General features: G+C 67.3%; 15 protein-coding genes. 12 read left to right on the forward strand and 3 right to left on the reverse strand.

What is annotated here, in order from left to right:
* The first annotated feature begins 279 nt into the window (after nt 1-279).
* Nucleotides 280-1,011 (forward strand): phosphatase PAP2 family protein, encoded by a 732-nt coding sequence (locus tag ACQR50_RS01995; RefSeq protein WP_428969607.1) that lies wholly within the window; start codon nt 280-282, stop codon nt 1,009-1,011.
* On the opposite strand, the gene ACQR50_RS02000 is transcribed toward ACQR50_RS01995, so the two are convergent.
* Together ACQR50_RS02000 and galE are read right to left on the reverse strand one after the other, a co-directional pair.
* A complete protein-coding gene (locus ACQR50_RS02000; RefSeq protein ID WP_428969608.1) occupies nt 988-1,827 on the reverse strand; it encodes an HpcH/HpaI aldolase/citrate lyase family protein in 840 nt (279 codons plus the stop codon). The genes ACQR50_RS01995 and ACQR50_RS02000 overlap by 24 nt on opposite strands.
* Nucleotides 1,828-1,831: 4 nt before the next feature.
* Complete coding sequence (galE, locus tag ACQR50_RS02005; protein ID WP_056431964.1) at nt 1,832-2,836, reverse strand: UDP-glucose 4-epimerase GalE; 1,005 nt, start codon at nt 2,834-2,836, stop codon at nt 1,832-1,834.
* Nucleotides 2,837-2,915: 79 nt separating this feature from the next.
* Here galE and msrA point away from each other — a divergent pair, with 79 nt between their 5' ends.
* Nucleotides 2,916-3,455, forward strand: coding sequence for a peptide-methionine (S)-S-oxide reductase MsrA (gene msrA, locus ACQR50_RS02010; RefSeq protein ID WP_428969609.1), 540 nt, complete (start codon nt 2,916-2,918; stop codon nt 3,453-3,455).
* Nucleotides 3,456-3,568: 113 nt separating this feature from the next.
* Here msrA and ACQR50_RS02015 read toward each other — a convergent pair whose 3' ends face one another.
* Nucleotides 3,569-4,504 carry an L-threonylcarbamoyladenylate synthase gene (locus ACQR50_RS02015; RefSeq protein WP_428969610.1) on the reverse strand — a complete coding sequence of 312 codons (936 nt, stop codon included), beginning with the start codon at nt 4,502-4,504 and terminating at the stop codon, nt 3,569-3,571.
* 68 nt (nt 4,505-4,572) lie between these two features.
* On the opposite strand from ACQR50_RS02015, the gene ACQR50_RS02020 reads away from it, so the two are divergent.
* From ACQR50_RS02020 to ACQR50_RS02065, 10 genes are all read left to right on the forward strand, one after another.
* Complete coding sequence (locus ACQR50_RS02020) at nt 4,573-5,391, forward strand: arylamine N-acetyltransferase family protein (RefSeq protein ID WP_428969611.1); 819 nt, start codon at nt 4,573-4,575, stop codon at nt 5,389-5,391.
* A gap of 446 nt (nt 5,392-5,837) precedes the next feature.
* Nucleotides 5,838-6,149: an STAS domain-containing protein gene (locus tag ACQR50_RS02025; protein ID WP_428969612.1), complete on the forward strand. Its 312-nt coding sequence runs from the start codon at nt 5,838-5,840 to the stop codon at nt 6,147-6,149.
* On the forward strand, nt 6,146-6,514 hold the full coding sequence (locus ACQR50_RS02030; protein WP_056431950.1) for a response regulator: 369 nt from the start codon (nt 6,146-6,148) through the stop codon (nt 6,512-6,514). Before ACQR50_RS02025 ends, ACQR50_RS02030 begins: the two co-directional genes overlap by 4 nt.
* Nucleotides 6,511-8,493, forward strand: a complete 1,983-nt coding sequence (locus ACQR50_RS02035) for a chemotaxis protein CheA (RefSeq protein WP_428969613.1) — start codon at nt 6,511-6,513, stop codon at nt 8,491-8,493. The genes ACQR50_RS02030 and ACQR50_RS02035 overlap by 4 nt, the downstream gene beginning before the upstream one ends.
* A 4-nt stretch (nt 8,494-8,497) precedes the next feature.
* Nucleotides 8,498-8,995, forward strand: a complete 498-nt coding sequence (locus ACQR50_RS02040; protein ID WP_428969614.1) for a chemotaxis protein CheW — start codon at nt 8,498-8,500, stop codon at nt 8,993-8,995.
* A gap of 42 nt (nt 8,996-9,037) precedes the next feature.
* The gene (locus ACQR50_RS02045) at nt 9,038-9,349 is read left to right on the forward strand and encodes a hypothetical protein (protein ID WP_428969615.1); all 312 of its coding nucleotides are present in this window, start codon (nt 9,038-9,040) and stop codon (nt 9,347-9,349) included.
* Between the two features lie 2 nt (nt 9,350-9,351).
* Entirely contained in the window at nt 9,352-11,154 is a 1,803-nt protein-coding gene (locus ACQR50_RS02050) for a methyl-accepting chemotaxis protein (protein ID WP_428969616.1), read from the forward strand.
* Between the two features lie 128 nt (nt 11,155-11,282).
* Nucleotides 11,283-11,531 (forward strand): hypothetical protein, encoded by a 249-nt coding sequence (locus tag ACQR50_RS02055; protein WP_428969617.1) that lies wholly within the window; start codon nt 11,283-11,285, stop codon nt 11,529-11,531.
* Nucleotides 11,528-12,013 carry a chemotaxis protein CheW gene (locus ACQR50_RS02060; protein ID WP_428969618.1) on the forward strand — a complete coding sequence of 162 codons (486 nt, stop codon included), beginning with the start codon at nt 11,528-11,530 and terminating at the stop codon, nt 12,011-12,013. Before ACQR50_RS02055 ends, ACQR50_RS02060 begins: the two co-directional genes overlap by 4 nt.
* Nucleotides 12,014-12,047: 34 nt before the next feature.
* The gene (locus ACQR50_RS02065) at nt 12,048-13,955 is read left to right on the forward strand and encodes a methyl-accepting chemotaxis protein (RefSeq protein WP_428970619.1); all 1,908 of its coding nucleotides are present in this window, start codon (nt 12,048-12,050) and stop codon (nt 13,953-13,955) included.
* The last annotated feature ends 144 nt before the right edge of the window (nt 13,956-14,099 follow it).

Genomic DNA, 14,099 nt, shown 5'->3' on the forward strand with positions numbered 1-14,099 from the left:
CAGGCGATCGATCGGCGAAATCATGTGCTCTTCCATGGTGGTGCAGTCCTCTCCCGCCAATCGTGGTCGTCGGCGTGCCTCATTTATGAAACAGAACTGGTTAACAGACAAACCCGTTTTTCGAATGACGCTGATCGATCAGGCCGCTTCTGAAAGAGCTGCCTGTCATTCAATGGCTTGGCCGTGACAAAAAGCTCGTCCGGCCCTGGTCTGAAAGCCTGATTCGCTTGCCCTTCGAGAGCGTTCGCCACAAAGGCCGGGCATGACGAGGCCATTCCCATGATCGATCAGACCCGTTTTTCGGGCGGCGATTCGTCGCGCGACGAATCGCCTGATTCGCCTCTTGCCGCCCCGCCGCGCCTGTCGGCCATGCCGATGGCGTTGCGCGGGGTGGCGGCGGGGGCGGTGGCGCTCGCGCTGTTGCTGCTCTTCGGACTGGCGGTCGATCACTGGCCCTTCGACTGGGATCGGGCAATCCTGACCGGATTGCGGACCCATGCGGCGTCGCCGGGGCTGCGCGCGGCGGCGGTGGATTTCACCGCGCTGGGCAGCGTGCCGGTGCTGGTCCTGATGGTGGCGGGGGCGGCGGTCCTGCTGCTGGCGCGCGGCTGGTGGCTGCTGGCGCTGATGACGGCGCTTTCGGGGATCAGCGGCGGCGCGGTCGTGACCTGGGTGAAGCTGATGGTCGCGCGCCCACGGCCCGACCTGGTGCCGCACTGGGTGGATGTCCACAATGCCAGTTTCCCCAGCGGCCATGCGGCGGGCAGCGCGATGGTCTATCTGACGCTGGCGGCCCTCGCGACGCAGCTGACCGATCATCGCCGGGTGCGCCATGCCATTGTGGGAATCGCGGTGCTGCTGGTCGGGGCGATCGGGGTCAGTCGTGTCTATCTGGGCGTGCACTGGCCGTCCGACGTGGCGGCGGGCTGGAGCTTCGGCACGATCTGGGCGCTGGGCTGGTGGTGGGCGACGGCGGCCGCCCGCCGGTCATGGGTGGCCGAGCGCCAGTAACGCCTGCGCCGACTTCAGGTGCGGTGCGTCGAGCATCTTGCCGTTCAGCTGGAGCACACCGGCCCCCGGATTCGCCGCAAACAGATCGACGATCGCCTGCGCACGCGCCAGCTCTTCGGGAGAGGGGGTGAAGGCGGCGTTGATGACCGGCACCTGCCTGGGATGGATGGCCATCATGCCGGTAAAGCCGTCGCGCCGCCCCCGCGCGGCGTAGGCGGCCAGCCCGTCCAGATCGGCAAAATCGAGATAGACCGTCTCGATCGCCGCCACGCCCGCCGCATGCGCCCCGAACAGGGTCAGCGACCGGGCGAGCTGATAAGGGGCGGTATAGCCGCCATCCGCCTCGCGCGAAGTGACGGCACCGATCGCGGCGGGCAGGTCCTCCGCGCCCCAGGTCAGCCCGGCGAGCGGCAGCGGCGATCCGGCATATTCGTGGAGCCGGAACAGCGCCATCGGCGTCTCGGTCGCGATCGGCAGGATCGGGATATGCGCCACCCCGCGTGCCGCCAGCGCGTGCAGGCTGACCAGCCCCTCGGCCTTGGGCAGGACGATGCCATCGGGCCGGACGGGCAGGATCGCCGCCAGATCGTCCGTCGCCAGCGGGCCGTCGACCGGGTTGATGCGGACGAACAGCTGCACGCCGGGCTGACGTGGCTGGTCCAGGAACCGCGCCACCGCGTCGCGCGCGCGGCGCTTGGCATCGGGGGCGACCGCATCCTCCAGGTCCAGGATCAGCGCATCCGCGCCCATCCCCAGCGCCTTGTCCATCCGTTCGGGCCGGTCGCCCGGCACGAAGAGGAGCGAGCGCAACCGCACCGGATCAGCGGCCCATTTCGGCCAGCTTGCGCTCCCAGGCAAGCGCGTCGCGGACGATGCCTTCCAGATCGTCCCGCTCGGGCCGCCAGGACAGGGTGGCCAGGATCGCGCCATTGTCGGCGACCAGCTCGGCCGGGTCGCCCGCGCGGCGGCCTTCCATGCGGCGCTCGATCGTCAGGTTGGTCACGCGGTCGACCGCGTCGAGCACCTCCAGCACCGAGAAGCCACGGCCATAGCCGCAGTTCAGCGTATGGCTCTCGCCCGGCTGCTCGACCAGGAGTTCCAGCGCGGCGACATGTGCGGCGGCGAGGTCGGAGACGTGGATATAGTCGCGCACGCCGGTGCCGTCGCGGGTGGCGAAGTCGGTGCCATAGACACCGACGGCGTCGCGCTTGCCGATCGCCGCCTCGACCGCGATCTTGATCAGGTGCGTCGCGCCGACCGTCGACTGGCCCGAACGGCCCTGGGGATCGGCGCCCGCGACGTTGAAGTACCGCAACGCGCAGTAATTGATTGGATGCGCGGCGGCGACGTCCTTCAGCATGATCTCGGTCATCAGCTTGGACATGCCGTACGGGTTGATCGGCGCCTTGGGATCGCTTTCCTTGATCGGCACCCGCTCGGGCGTGCCATAGGTAGCGGCGGTCGACGAGAAGATGAAGTGGGCGACGCCCTCGGCCACCGCGCTTTCCATCAGCGAGCGGCTGGCGGCGGTGTTGTTGCGATAATATTTGAGCGGGTCGGTGACCGACTCGGGCACGATGATCGAGCCCGCAAAGTGCATGATCGCGCGGACCCGGTGCTCGCGGATCGCGGCACGCACCGCGTCGTCGTCGGCGACGTTCGCCACGACCAGCGATGCGCGCGGATCGACCGCCCAGTCGAAGCCGGTGACGAGATTGTCGAGCACGACGACCTCATAGCCCGCATCCAGCAGCGCCAGCACCGCATGGCTGCCGATATAACCGGCGCCGCCCGTCACCATCACCTTGCCGTCGATCGTTGCCATCACTTTTGCCCCAAGTCGCTGGATTGCCGTGGCCTAGCCGCTTCCTATCTAAGCATACAAGACGACAAGGAGATTCCGAGTGACCGAATATGTAACGCTGGCCGGGGGCTGTTTCTGGTGCACCGAGGCGGTGTTCAAGGACGTGATCGGGGTCGAATCGGTCGAAAGCGGCTATATCGGCGGCACCGTGCCCAACCCGACCTACAAGCAGGTGTGCGGCGGCGACACCGGCCATGCCGAGGCGATCCGCATCGGTTTCGATCCGGAACAGCTGGCACTCGGCGATCTGCTCGACATTTATTTCGCGACTCACGACCCGACGCAGCTCAATCGCCAGGGTAATGACGTCGGCACGCAATATCGCTCGGCGATGTTCCCGGCGGACGAAGCGCAGGACGCCGCGATGAAGGCTGCCGTCGAGCGGGCCCAGGCCGGGCTGGACAAGCCGGTCGTGACCACGATCGAGCCGATGGCGCAGTGGTATCCGGCGGAGGATTACCATCAGGATTATTGGGAAACGTCGGGCCGGTCGAACCCCTATTGCATGGCGGTGATCCCGCCCAAGCTGCAGAAGCTGCGCAAGAGCTTCGCCGCGCGGTCGAAGGCGGTGACGGCGTAAGGGATCCCGATGGGGCCGGGGTGCGCGCTTCGACTTCGCTCAGGCTGAACGGAAGGGGGATGATGTCTCCGACCCGTTCGCGCTGAGCAAAGTCGGAGCGCAGGCCCCAGACCCTACCGCGTCGCCGCCCGCCGCAGTCGGTCGTTGATCGCCTCGCCGATACCCTCCGCCGAGATCGGTGCCACCGCCAGCCTCGCACGATCGCTGGCATCGGCGCGGTGGAGCGCATCGAACAGGCGCGCCGCCGCCTCGACCGGATCGCCGCGTTCCGACAGGCTGTCCTGCCCGCGCACCGCCCCGAAACCGATCAGCCACTCGTCCGCCGCCGCTTCGGTCACGTTCAGGCGCAGGGGCTTGCGCGGCGCATAATGGCTGGCGAGCTGGCCCGGCGCGGTGACGATGGCGGGGGCCTCCGGGCCTTGCTCCACATCGCCCAGCACGGCCGCCAGCATTGCCGCCGTCACCGGGCCGGGGCGCAGGATGGTGCGGCCTGCGACGATGGTCGATTCCAGCCCCGCCTCGGTCGCGCCGTCGTCGAGGATCGGCACCCCCGGCCCCAGGCTGGAACGGACATGGGTGGCGCGGGTCGGGCTGATCCCGCCGCTGGCATTGGCGGAGGGGGCGGCCAGCGGGCGGCCGGTCTCGGCCAGCAGGGCCTGCATCGCGCGGTGGCGCGGCACGCGGATCGCGACCGTATCCAGTCCCGCCGTCACCAGCGAGGCGATGCCCGCCCCGGCCTTCACGGGCCGCACCAGGGTCAGCGGTCCCGGCCAGAAGGCGCGGGCCAGTGCCAGCGCGTCGTCGTCGAAGTCCGCCAGCGCCAGCGCCGCCGCCAGATCGGCGACATGGACGATCAATGGGTTGAACGAAGGCCGCCCCTTTGCCGCATAGATCCGCGCCACCGCCTCGGCCGCCGTCGCATCGGCGGCGAGGCCATATACCGTCTCGGTCGGCACGGCGACGATGCCGCCATCCAGGATCACCGCCGAGGCGGCGCGGATCGCATCGGGGCCGAAGGGCAGGGTCGGGTCTTCGAGGGGAAAGGTCATGATCGCCCCCGCCTATATCCCCTGGCGCGCGGTGACAGAAGGGGCCGGGGCCCTTAAAGGACACACGCATGTTCGATCTCGATTCCTATCTCGCCCGTATCGCTCTGCCCTCGCGCGTGACCGTCGATGCCGAAGGGCTGGGGCGCCTGCAATGGGCGCATCGCCAGGCGATCCCGTTCGAGAATATCGATGTCCGGTTGGGCCGCGCCATCGCCGTCGACAGCGCCGGGGTCTTCGCCAAGCTGGTGACGGCCAAGCGCGGCGGCTATTGCTTCGAGCAGAACCGCCTGTTCCTCGACGCGCTGGCGGCGCATGGCTTCCATGCGCGGCCGCTGCTCGCGCGGGTCTGGCTGGCGGCGACCGACGTGCCGCCGACCACCCACACGCTCAGCCTGGTGCATATCGACGGGCAGGACTGGATCGCCGATGCGGGCTTCGGGGGCAGCTATCTGCCGCCCATGCCGTTGGTCGAAGGGGCCGCGGCGACCGCGCCCGATGGCGCGCTGTTCCGGCTGGACCGCGATCCGCAGCATGGCTGGATGCTGCTGCGCAACGGCCATCCCGGCCTGACCGACGGGCGCGCGACGGGCGAGGGGTGGCAGCCCCAGTACAGCTTCACCACCGACCATGTCTGGGACGCCGACCTGGCGCTGGCCAATCACTGGACGTCAACGGCACCGGAGAGCCGTTTCCGTCAGGCGACGATCGTCAGCATCGTCCTGCCGCGTGGCTTCGCCGCACTCACCGACCGGCATTATCGCCGCCGCGTCGGCGAGGACGAAACCGCAGGGACGATTACCGACCCCCGCGTCTACCGCATGCGGTTGAGCCTGATGTTCGGTATCGACCTGAGCAGCGAAGACGCGGGCACGCTGTTCGGCGAATAGCCGATTCGGTTTTTTCCATTGTCGTGATCCGGCGCCCGGATCGGATGGTCAAGTCGATTCTTGATCCATGTTGGTCGGCGTCAGGCGGGTGGTGTCGATGCACCACTCGCCCCGCGACGACTCCGCTCATGATTCCAGCCATATGCAGGCGTCGCCCGAGGCAAACAGGCCAAGGCGCGGCCGCTGACCATTTTCGTCATATGGCTTGTATATTTAAGTCTGATTTTACCATTGCGCGATACACCCCTGAATGAATTCGGGGGACATAAGAGATGATCGGGTGCGGGACGTTCTGCGGGGGGCAAGGGGTTTTGGCCGGGCCGCTCCCCTTCACCCGGAGACCGGGACGTTGACGGCTTGGTCAGTTATGATGGGTATTTCGTAAAATATTGATGGGGCCGCAGGGTGATCCTGCGTGTCCGAACCTTTGACCTGAAGGAAAGATCATGTCGATCACCATGGTGATGGCAAGCGAGGACGTGTGCCTGCCGACCATCGGCGCTTTGGCCGAGGATTTGAAGAACGCGATCGCCCCTGACGCGACCGTCCGGCTGGACCTGTCCAGTGTCGCGTCACCGGACCTCAGCGTCATCCAGCTCGTCCAGGCGGCGCGTGTCCGTGCGGCGGCGGCGGGGTGCGATTTCGCGCTGTCGGCGCCCGCCGACGCGTCGCTGCACGCCCTGCTGACCCGCGCGGCCTTCCTGCCCGCCTCGGTCGATGACACCCAATTCTGGCTTCACGGAGATACCGCCCAATGACCGCTTCCATCCTGACCGTCGACGACAGCGCGAGCCTGCGTATGGCGATCCGCATCGCCCTGACCGGCGCGGGCTATACGGTGACGGAAGCCGCCGATGGTGCCGAGGGCCTGGCCAAGGCGACCGGGACCCGGTTCGACCTGATCGTCACCGACCTGAACATGCCCAATATGGACGGTCTGGAGATGATCCGTGCGTTGCGTCAGCAACCCGCCCAGGCGGGCGTGCCGATCATCTTCCTGACCACCGAGTCCGATGACTCGATGAAGGCGCAGGCCAAGGCGGCGGGCGCGACCGGCTGGCTGGTGAAGCCCTTCCAGCCCGAACAGCTGATCCGCGTCGCGCAGAAGGTCCTGGCGCGATGAGCGGCCCGGGAAGCGGCGAAGATCCGACAGCCGCCTTTCGGATCGAGGCGGGCGAGCTTCTGGAGCAGGTCGAACAGGGCCTGCTCGACCTGGGGCACCGGCTGGACGACATGAACCTCGTCAACGCCGTGTTCCGTGGCCTTCACACGCTGAAGGGCTCGGGCGCGATGTTCGGCTTCGATGCGCTGGCGGGCTTTACCCATCATTGCGAAAGCGCGTTCGATCGCGTGCGCAAGGGCGATGTCCGTGCGACGCCCGACCTGGTGTCGGTGATCCTGTCGGCGGCGGACCATATGCGCGCGCTGGTCGATGGCGACGCGCCCGCCGCCCATGGCCAGGCGATCCTGGACCGGCTGGCGGCGGCGGTCGACGCGGCCGCCGGTATCTCGGCCCCCGTGGCCGCGCCTGCCCCGCGCAAGCAGGGCTGGACCCTGTCCTTCCGCCTGCCGCCCGACGCGATGGCCAATGGCACCAGCCCGCTGGCGCTGCTCGACGAACTGCGCGAGCTGGGCGAGGCGACCATCGTCGCGACCTTCGACAAGGTGCCGGCGCTGGACGATCTCAACCCCGGTCATTGCTTTGTCGGCTGGGACTGCACGCTGATCGGCGACATTTCGCGCGAGGCGATCGAGGACGTGTTCCTGTTCGTCATGGACGATATGGACATCACCATCACCCCGCTGGCGGTCGAAGAGACCGGGGACGCGGACGTGGCGGCGGCCCCCGAACAGGCGCCGGTCGTCGTCGATGCGCCGGTGGCCGCCAACGACATCACGCCGCGCGCCGCCTCGGCCAACCGGGCGCAGGGCGAGCATGTCCGCGTGCCCGCCGAGCGTCTCGACGAGCTGATGGACCGGGTCGGCGAACTCGTGATCGCACAGAGCCGCCTGTCGCAGCTGGCCGGGCATGGCCACGACCTCAGCCTGCGGTCGGTCTCCGAAGAGATCGAGCGTCTGGCGGGCGAGATGCGCGACACGATGATGATCCTGCGCATGGTGCCGGTGTCGACGCTGTTCGGTCGTTTCCGCCGCCTGATCCACGATCTGGCCAACGAAACCGGCAAGGCGATCGAGCTGGTGACCGAAGGCGAGACGACCGAGGTCGACAAGACCGTCATCGAGCGTCTGTTCGACCCGCTGGTCCATATCATCCGCAACAGCTGCGATCATGGCCTGGAAAAGGCCGAGGACCGTATCGCGGCGGGCAAGTCGGCCAACGGCGTCATCCGGCTGAGCGCGCATCAGGCGGGCGGCGAAGTCCTGATCACCATCACCGATGACGGTCGCGGCATCAATGTCGAGCGGGTCCGCGCCAAGGCGGAGGCCAACGGCCTGATCCAGCCGGGCCAGGTGGTCAGCGAGGACGAACTGCTGGGCCTGATCTTCCACCCCGGCTTCTCGACCGCGGCGCAGGTTACCAACCTGTCGGGCCGGGGCGTCGGCATGGACGTGGTCAAGCGCACGATCGAAAGCCTGCGCGGCTCGATCGACGTGAAGAGCGTGTCGGGCAAGGGATCGACCATCACGCTGCGCATCCCGCTGACGCTGGCGATCATCGAGGGGCTGCTCGTCCGCGTGGGCGAGGGACGCTATGTCATCCCGCTCGCGGCGGTCGAGGAATGCCTGGAGCTGTCGCTGGAGGAGGATCTGCGCTCGCGCGGGCGCAGCATCATCACGCTGCGCGAACGCCTGGTGCCCTTCCTGCGGTTGCGCGACCTGTTCGAGACCGGGACCAAGCCCGACACCTATCAGAAGATCGTGGTGGTCGGCACGGGGGCGGAACGCGTCGGGCTGGTCGTCGACCAGATCGTCGGCAACCACCAGACGGTCATCAAGGCCATGTCGCCCCTGCACCGCAACGTCGCGGCCTTTGCGGGCGCGACCATCCTGGGCGACGGTTCGGTCGCCCTGATCCTCGACATCGCCCAGCTCATCGCGATGAGCCAGCCCAGGGAGGAGCGGCGTCTGGCCGCTGGATAAGCCCATGCCCTATCACAAAGTACCCAATTGGACGCCCGAGAACGGCCTGGAGGTCCTGACCTTCGGCCTGGGCGGCGAGACCTTCGCGCTGGAGGCGGGCATCGTCCGCGAAATCCTGGACATGATGCCGGTGACGAAGGTGCCGGGCGCCGATCCGCTCGCCGCCTCGGTCATCAACTTTCGGGGCCGCATCGTGCCGCTGGCCGATCTGCGCGGCTCGTTCGGGATGGAGGCGCATGCCAACACCGCCGACAGCCGGATCATCGTGATCGAGCTGGACGTGAACGGCGACCCCTTCCTGATCGGCCTGACCGCCGACCGGGTGAACGAGGTCACGGTGCTGCACGCGGGGGATGCCGAGGAGGTGCCGGTCATCGGCATGCGCTGGCCCCGCGACCATGTCCGCTGCCTGGTGCGGCGCGAGGGCGACCTCGTGGTGTTGCCGGACCTGACGGCGCTGTTCGCCCGCCTGACCACCGACGCCGAGACCACCATCCACTGACCACTGACACAGAGTGCGTCGGGCGCCTTTGAGGCCATGAGCATGCGATACCATTTCGTATCGACGCCTCTGCAAGCGGATCGGACCGCACTGCACCGGGTCGGGTTATCCATCAAGACCGTCCCGGTGCCGCTCCCGGCGGGGAAAATCCCGCCCCGGGAGCGACCGTATCGCATTTCGCGGGACCGCCCCGGCACGATGCCGGATGGCGAGATCGCCGCCGACGCCCGCGTGATGGGCGAAATTCTCGATACCACCGCCGGGCCCCTGTCCGGCTGGCACGACCATTCACCGGGCGTCGGACTTCGTGTCGGCGTTTCACACCATCATCCACACATTCCGGGGGGATCCTGATTATGCGAGCCACGATAAAAATGAAGCTGGGCGCGACATTCGCGCTGATCATCTGTCTTTTGCTGGCGGTCGTCGGCGTCGGCGTGATGAAGATGAGCGCGCTGAACACCGCGATCACCGACGTCATCTCCGGTCCGTCCAAGCGACTCGAAATCGCGCTCAGCGTCAACGAGCGGATGAATCGGGTGCTGCGGTTCGAAAAGAACATGGCGCTGACCGAGGATGATGCGCTGACCCGGAAGTTCGATGCCGAGGTTCTGAAGTCGCGCAACGAGACGCGCGAACTGATCGCTGCCGGTCTGGCCATCTCCACGACGGAGGGCAAGCCGCGTTGGATGCAGGTCCAGTCGCTGTTCGACCAGTATGTGCCGGTCAACGATCAGATCCGCACCCTGGCCCTGGCCAACGACAATGCCGAAGCCGGAAAGATTTCGGTCACCAAGTCGCGGGAAGTCGCGGGCCAGATCAGCGGCCAGATCGACCAGATCGTCGGCCTTGCCAAGGATGCGATGAAGCAGGCCGATGCCGATACCAGCGCCCAATATGCCAATGCCCGCAATGTCCTGTTCGCCACGGCGGCACTGGCGCTGCTGGTCGCGGTCGGCGGTGCGCTGTGGATTTCGCGTCTCGTGTCGCAGGGGCTGAACAAGGTTTCGGCGGCGATCGACGCGGTGGCGATCGGCGATCTGTCGCAGGACGTGGCCGTGACCTCGAATGACGAGATCAAGGACCTGGTCGACACGGTCAACCGCATGACCGCCAATCTGCGCGAAAGTGCGCAGCTGGCCGACACGATCGCGGGCGGCGACCTGACCGTCCAGCATCAGCCGCTGTCGGACAAGGACGTGCTGGGCCATGCCCTGGTGTCGATGGTCGAGCGTCTGCGCGGTGTCGTGGGCGATGCGACCCAGGCGGCGCAGAATGTCGCGGCGGGCAGCCAGCAGCTGTCGTCCTCATCGGAACAGGTGAGCCAGGGCGCGACCGAGCAGGCCGCCGCCGCCGAGGAAGCCTCGGCGTCGATGGAGCAGATGGCCGCCAACATCAAACAGAACGCCGACAACGCCACCCAGACCGAGAAGATCGCACGCCAGTCGTCGCAGGACGCCGAGGTGAGTGGTCAGGCCGTGCAGAAGGCGGTCATCGCGATGCGGACCATCGCGGAAAAGATCGGCATCGTGCAGGAAATCGCGCGCCAGACCGACCTGCTGGCGCTGAATGCGGCGGTCGAAGCCGCCCGTGCAGGCGAACATGGTCGCGGCTTCGCGGTCGTGGCGGCCGAAGTGCGCAAGCTCGCCGAGCGTAGCCAGTCGGCGGCGGCGGAGATCAGCGGCATGTCGTCGGATACCGTCGGTGCCGCGACCCAGGCGGGCGAGATGCTCATCAAGCTGGTGCCCGACATCCGCCGCACCGCCGAGCTGGTTGCCGAGATCAGCGCCGCTTGCCGTGAACAGGATATCGGCGCCGTGCAGATCAACGAGGCGATCCAGCAACTCGACAAGGTGACGCAGCAGAACGCCTCGGCGTCCGAGCAGATCTCGTCCACCTCCGAAGAACTCGCCAGCCAGGCCGAGGAGCTTCAGGAAAGCATCGCCTATTTCCGGGTCGATGGCGGTGGTCATCACGGTCGTGCCAAGGCGCCGGTCCGCAAGCCAGTCGCCCGTCCGGCGGCCAAGTCCGGCAAGTCGGGCAATGCGCCTCGCGCCGGCTCGGTCGCCGATCAGCAGGCCCGGGTGCGCGGCTTCGCGCTCGACCTGACCAATGGCGGTCCGGACGGCGAGGACGCCGAATTCGGGCGGGCCGCCTGAGCCAAGACGATCGGGGGCGGGCGGTGCTCGCCCCCTGACAGCCGGGAGATACGAGAACATCCCGCCGCGTCGCGCGCGCCAGATACGCGAAACGCATGACGTGCTGGTCAACCCCCAAGGACAAGAACATGCTGGGTTCCTTCAATCACCTGTCGATGTCGAAAAAGCTCACCCTCTGCCTCGGTGCGATCATCGCGATCATGGTGGGCGTCGACGGTACCATCCTGTCCAATGCCGGGCAGGTGAAGGCGACGACCGAAATCAACGAACATACCTATCTAGTCGCCGACCAGCAGACCCGCGCGCATGGCTTCGCGCTCGACCTGAGCAATGGCGGCCCGGACGGCGAAGACGCCGCGTTCGGACGTGCGGCATGAGCGGCGCATCCGACATCCAGGTCGTGGTCTTCGGGCTGGGCGACGAAGAGTTCGCGCTGCCCGTCACCACGGTCCGCGAAATCCTGGACCACCGTAACGCCTATCGGGTGCCCCACGCACCCGACTGGTTCCTGGGCCTGACCGATGTGCGCGGCGACTCCGTGCCGATGGTCGATCTGCGCGTCCGGCTGGGGATGCCGCCCGTCGCGCCGACGCTGACCACCCGCGTTCTGGTGGTCGACGTGGCGGGCGCGGAGGGCAAGCCGCTGGCGCTGGGCATGGTCGTCGACCGGGTGCTCGACGTCGCGACCTTCGCGGCCGAATCGGTCGAGGGCGCGCCCGATCTGGGCGGTCGCTGGCGGTCCGAGCAGATCGAGGCGATCCTGCGGCGGGGTGCGGGCTTCGTCGCGCTGCTCGACCCGGTGCGGCTGTTCGGCGCAGCGGACCTCGACGTCACCCGTGCGGCTGCGGTTGCCGCCTAATTGAGGCCTTCAACATAGAATAGGAGAAGGGACCATCATGCGTTTCCATGCTTCGTTGAAAGACACCTCGCATGTGGACGTCGCCACGACGGAGATCGGCCGTCTCCAGCGGGCCTTCGCCCAGGGGCGGGTCGGCGAGCGGGCCGACCTGTCGGGCGCGACCGGCAAGGCGCGCGAGATGCTCGTCGCGGTCAACGAACTGCTCGAAACCGCCGCCATGCCGGCCACCGCGTTCAATCGGCGGCTGGCACAGGTCGCGGCCGAGCATGAGCGCGGCGACATCGACGCGGTGCTGCCAGTCGAGGAATTTTTCGGCGACCTGGCCGTTGCGGCGCGCACCGTCAACGATCTGGTCGCCAGCCATATCGCGGTCAAGAAACAGGCGATGGCCTGTGTGGCCGCGCTGGCGCAGGGCGATTTCGAGGCGCCGCTGGCACGACTGCCGGGCAAGAAGGCCTTCATCAACGACACGATCGAGCAGCTTCGCGGCAATCTGAAGGGCCTGATCGCCGAGATGAACACCATGTCGGCCGAACATGATCGCGGCGACATCGACGTCTTCGTGCCGGTCGAGAAGTTCCAGGGCGATTTCGGCGTCATGGCCCGCCGCCTGAACGAGATGGTCGCCAATCACATCGCCGCCAAGAAGATGGCGATGGCCTGCATCAAGCAGTTCGGCGAAGGCAATTTCGACGCGCCGATGCAGCAGTTGCCCGGCAAGAAGGCGTTCATCAACGACACCATCGAATTGCTGCGCGCCAATTTCCAGGCGATCATCGGCGAGATCCAGCGCCTGATCGCGGCCTCGACGGCGGGCAAGTTGAGCGAGCGTGGTGACGCGACCCGCTTCCCCGGCGACTTTGCCGGGCTGGTGAGCGGGATCAACGGGATGCTCGACGCGATCCTGCTGCCGATCGGCGAGGGCAATCGCGTGCTGAACCTGGTCAGCACCGGCTCGCTGCTCGAACGCGTGGAGATCGAGTGCGAGGGCGATCATCGTCGCATGAAGGATGCGATCAACAATCTGGTCGACAACCTCACCCAGTTCGCGAGCAATGTCGCGGGGGCGGCCGATCAGGTCGCCAGCGGCAGCCAGCAGCTGTCATCCTCGTCCGAACAGGTATCGGAAGGCGCGACCGAGCAGGCCGCCGCGGCCGAGGAAGCCTCTGCGTCGATGGAGCAGATGGCCGCCAACATCAAACAGAATGCCGACAATGCGACGCAGACCGAAAAGATCGCGCGCCAGTCGTCGCAGGATGCCGAACAGAGCGGTGCCGCCGTACAGAAGGCCGTGGTCGCGATGCGGACCATCGCGGAAAAGATCGGCATCGTGCAGGAAATCGCGCGTCAGACCGATCTGCTGGCGCTGAACGCCGCGGTCGAGGCGGCGCGCGCGGGCGAACATGGCCGCGGTTTCGCGGTCGTGGCGGCCGAAGTCCGCAAGCTCGCCGAGCGCAGCCAGTCGGCGGCGGCCGAGATCAGCGGCATGTCGTCCGACACCGTGTCGGCCGCGACCCAGGCGGGCGAGATGCTGACCAAGCTGGTCCCCGATATCCGCCGTACCGCCGAGCTGGTCGCCGAGATCAGCGCGGCCTGCCGCGAACAGGATATCGGCGCGGCGCAGATCAACGAGGCGATCCAGCAGCTCGACAAGGTGACGCAGCAGAACGCCTCGGCCTCCGACCAGATTTCCTCGACTTCGGGGCAATTGGCCAGCCAGGCCGAGGAACTTCAACACAGCATCGCCTTCTTCCAGGTCGCCGAAGACGCACGCCCGGCGGTGCGCAAGCCTGTCTCCCGCCAGTCCGTCGGCAAGACGCGCAAGGTTGCGGTGCGGCCCGGTTCGATCGGGCACCAACAGGCGCGGGTGCGCGGCTTCGCCCTCGACCTGAGCGAGGGTGGGCCGGACGGGGAAGATGCCGAGTTCGGCCACGCGGCATGACCGGCGCGTGGCGCTTGCGAAGTGCCGGGGGGCCTTCGCAAGCGCCACGGTCATGGCACCGATATCGTCGTCCTGAACCAATAATTCATCAATTTCTGCCTATGATCTCTCCCAGTTTCGGCGGGTGATTTCATAGCATCCGAA

Source organism: Sphingomonas sp. Xoc002 (assembly GCF_050408055.1).
GTDB classification, from domain to species: Bacteria; Pseudomonadota; Alphaproteobacteria; order Sphingomonadales; family Sphingomonadaceae; genus Sphingomonas; species Sphingomonas yabuuchiae.

Coding starts and splice junctions, on each gene's coding strand:
- ACQR50_RS02045 (WP_428969615.1), top strand. CDS start 9,038: ATGCGATACCATTTCGTATCGACGCCTCTGCAAGCGGATCGGACCGCA.
- ACQR50_RS02030 (WP_056431950.1), top strand. CDS start 6,146: ATGACCGCTTCCATCCTGACCGTCGACGACAGCGCGAGCCTGCGTATG.
- ACQR50_RS02055 (WP_428969617.1), top strand. CDS start 11,283: ATGCTGGGTTCCTTCAATCACCTGTCGATGTCGAAAAAGCTCACCCTC.
- ACQR50_RS02060 (WP_428969618.1), top strand. CDS start 11,528: ATGAGCGGCGCATCCGACATCCAGGTCGTGGTCTTCGGGCTGGGCGAC.
- ACQR50_RS02015 (WP_428969610.1), bottom strand. CDS start 4,504: ATGACCTTTCCCCTCGAAGACCCGACCCTGCCCTTCGGCCCCGATGCG.
- ACQR50_RS02025 (WP_428969612.1), top strand. CDS start 5,838: ATGTCGATCACCATGGTGATGGCAAGCGAGGACGTGTGCCTGCCGACC.
- ACQR50_RS02050 (WP_428969616.1), top strand. CDS start 9,352: ATGCGAGCCACGATAAAAATGAAGCTGGGCGCGACATTCGCGCTGATC.
- ACQR50_RS02020 (WP_428969611.1), top strand. CDS start 4,573: ATGTTCGATCTCGATTCCTATCTCGCCCGTATCGCTCTGCCCTCGCGC.
- ACQR50_RS02040 (WP_428969614.1), top strand. CDS start 8,498: ATGCCCTATCACAAAGTACCCAATTGGACGCCCGAGAACGGCCTGGAG.
- ACQR50_RS02035 (WP_428969613.1), top strand. CDS start 6,511: ATGAGCGGCCCGGGAAGCGGCGAAGATCCGACAGCCGCCTTTCGGATC.
- ACQR50_RS01995 (WP_428969607.1), top strand. CDS start 280: ATGATCGATCAGACCCGTTTTTCGGGCGGCGATTCGTCGCGCGACGAA.
- galE (WP_056431964.1), bottom strand. CDS start 2,836: ATGGCAACGATCGACGGCAAGGTGATGGTGACGGGCGGCGCCGGTTAT.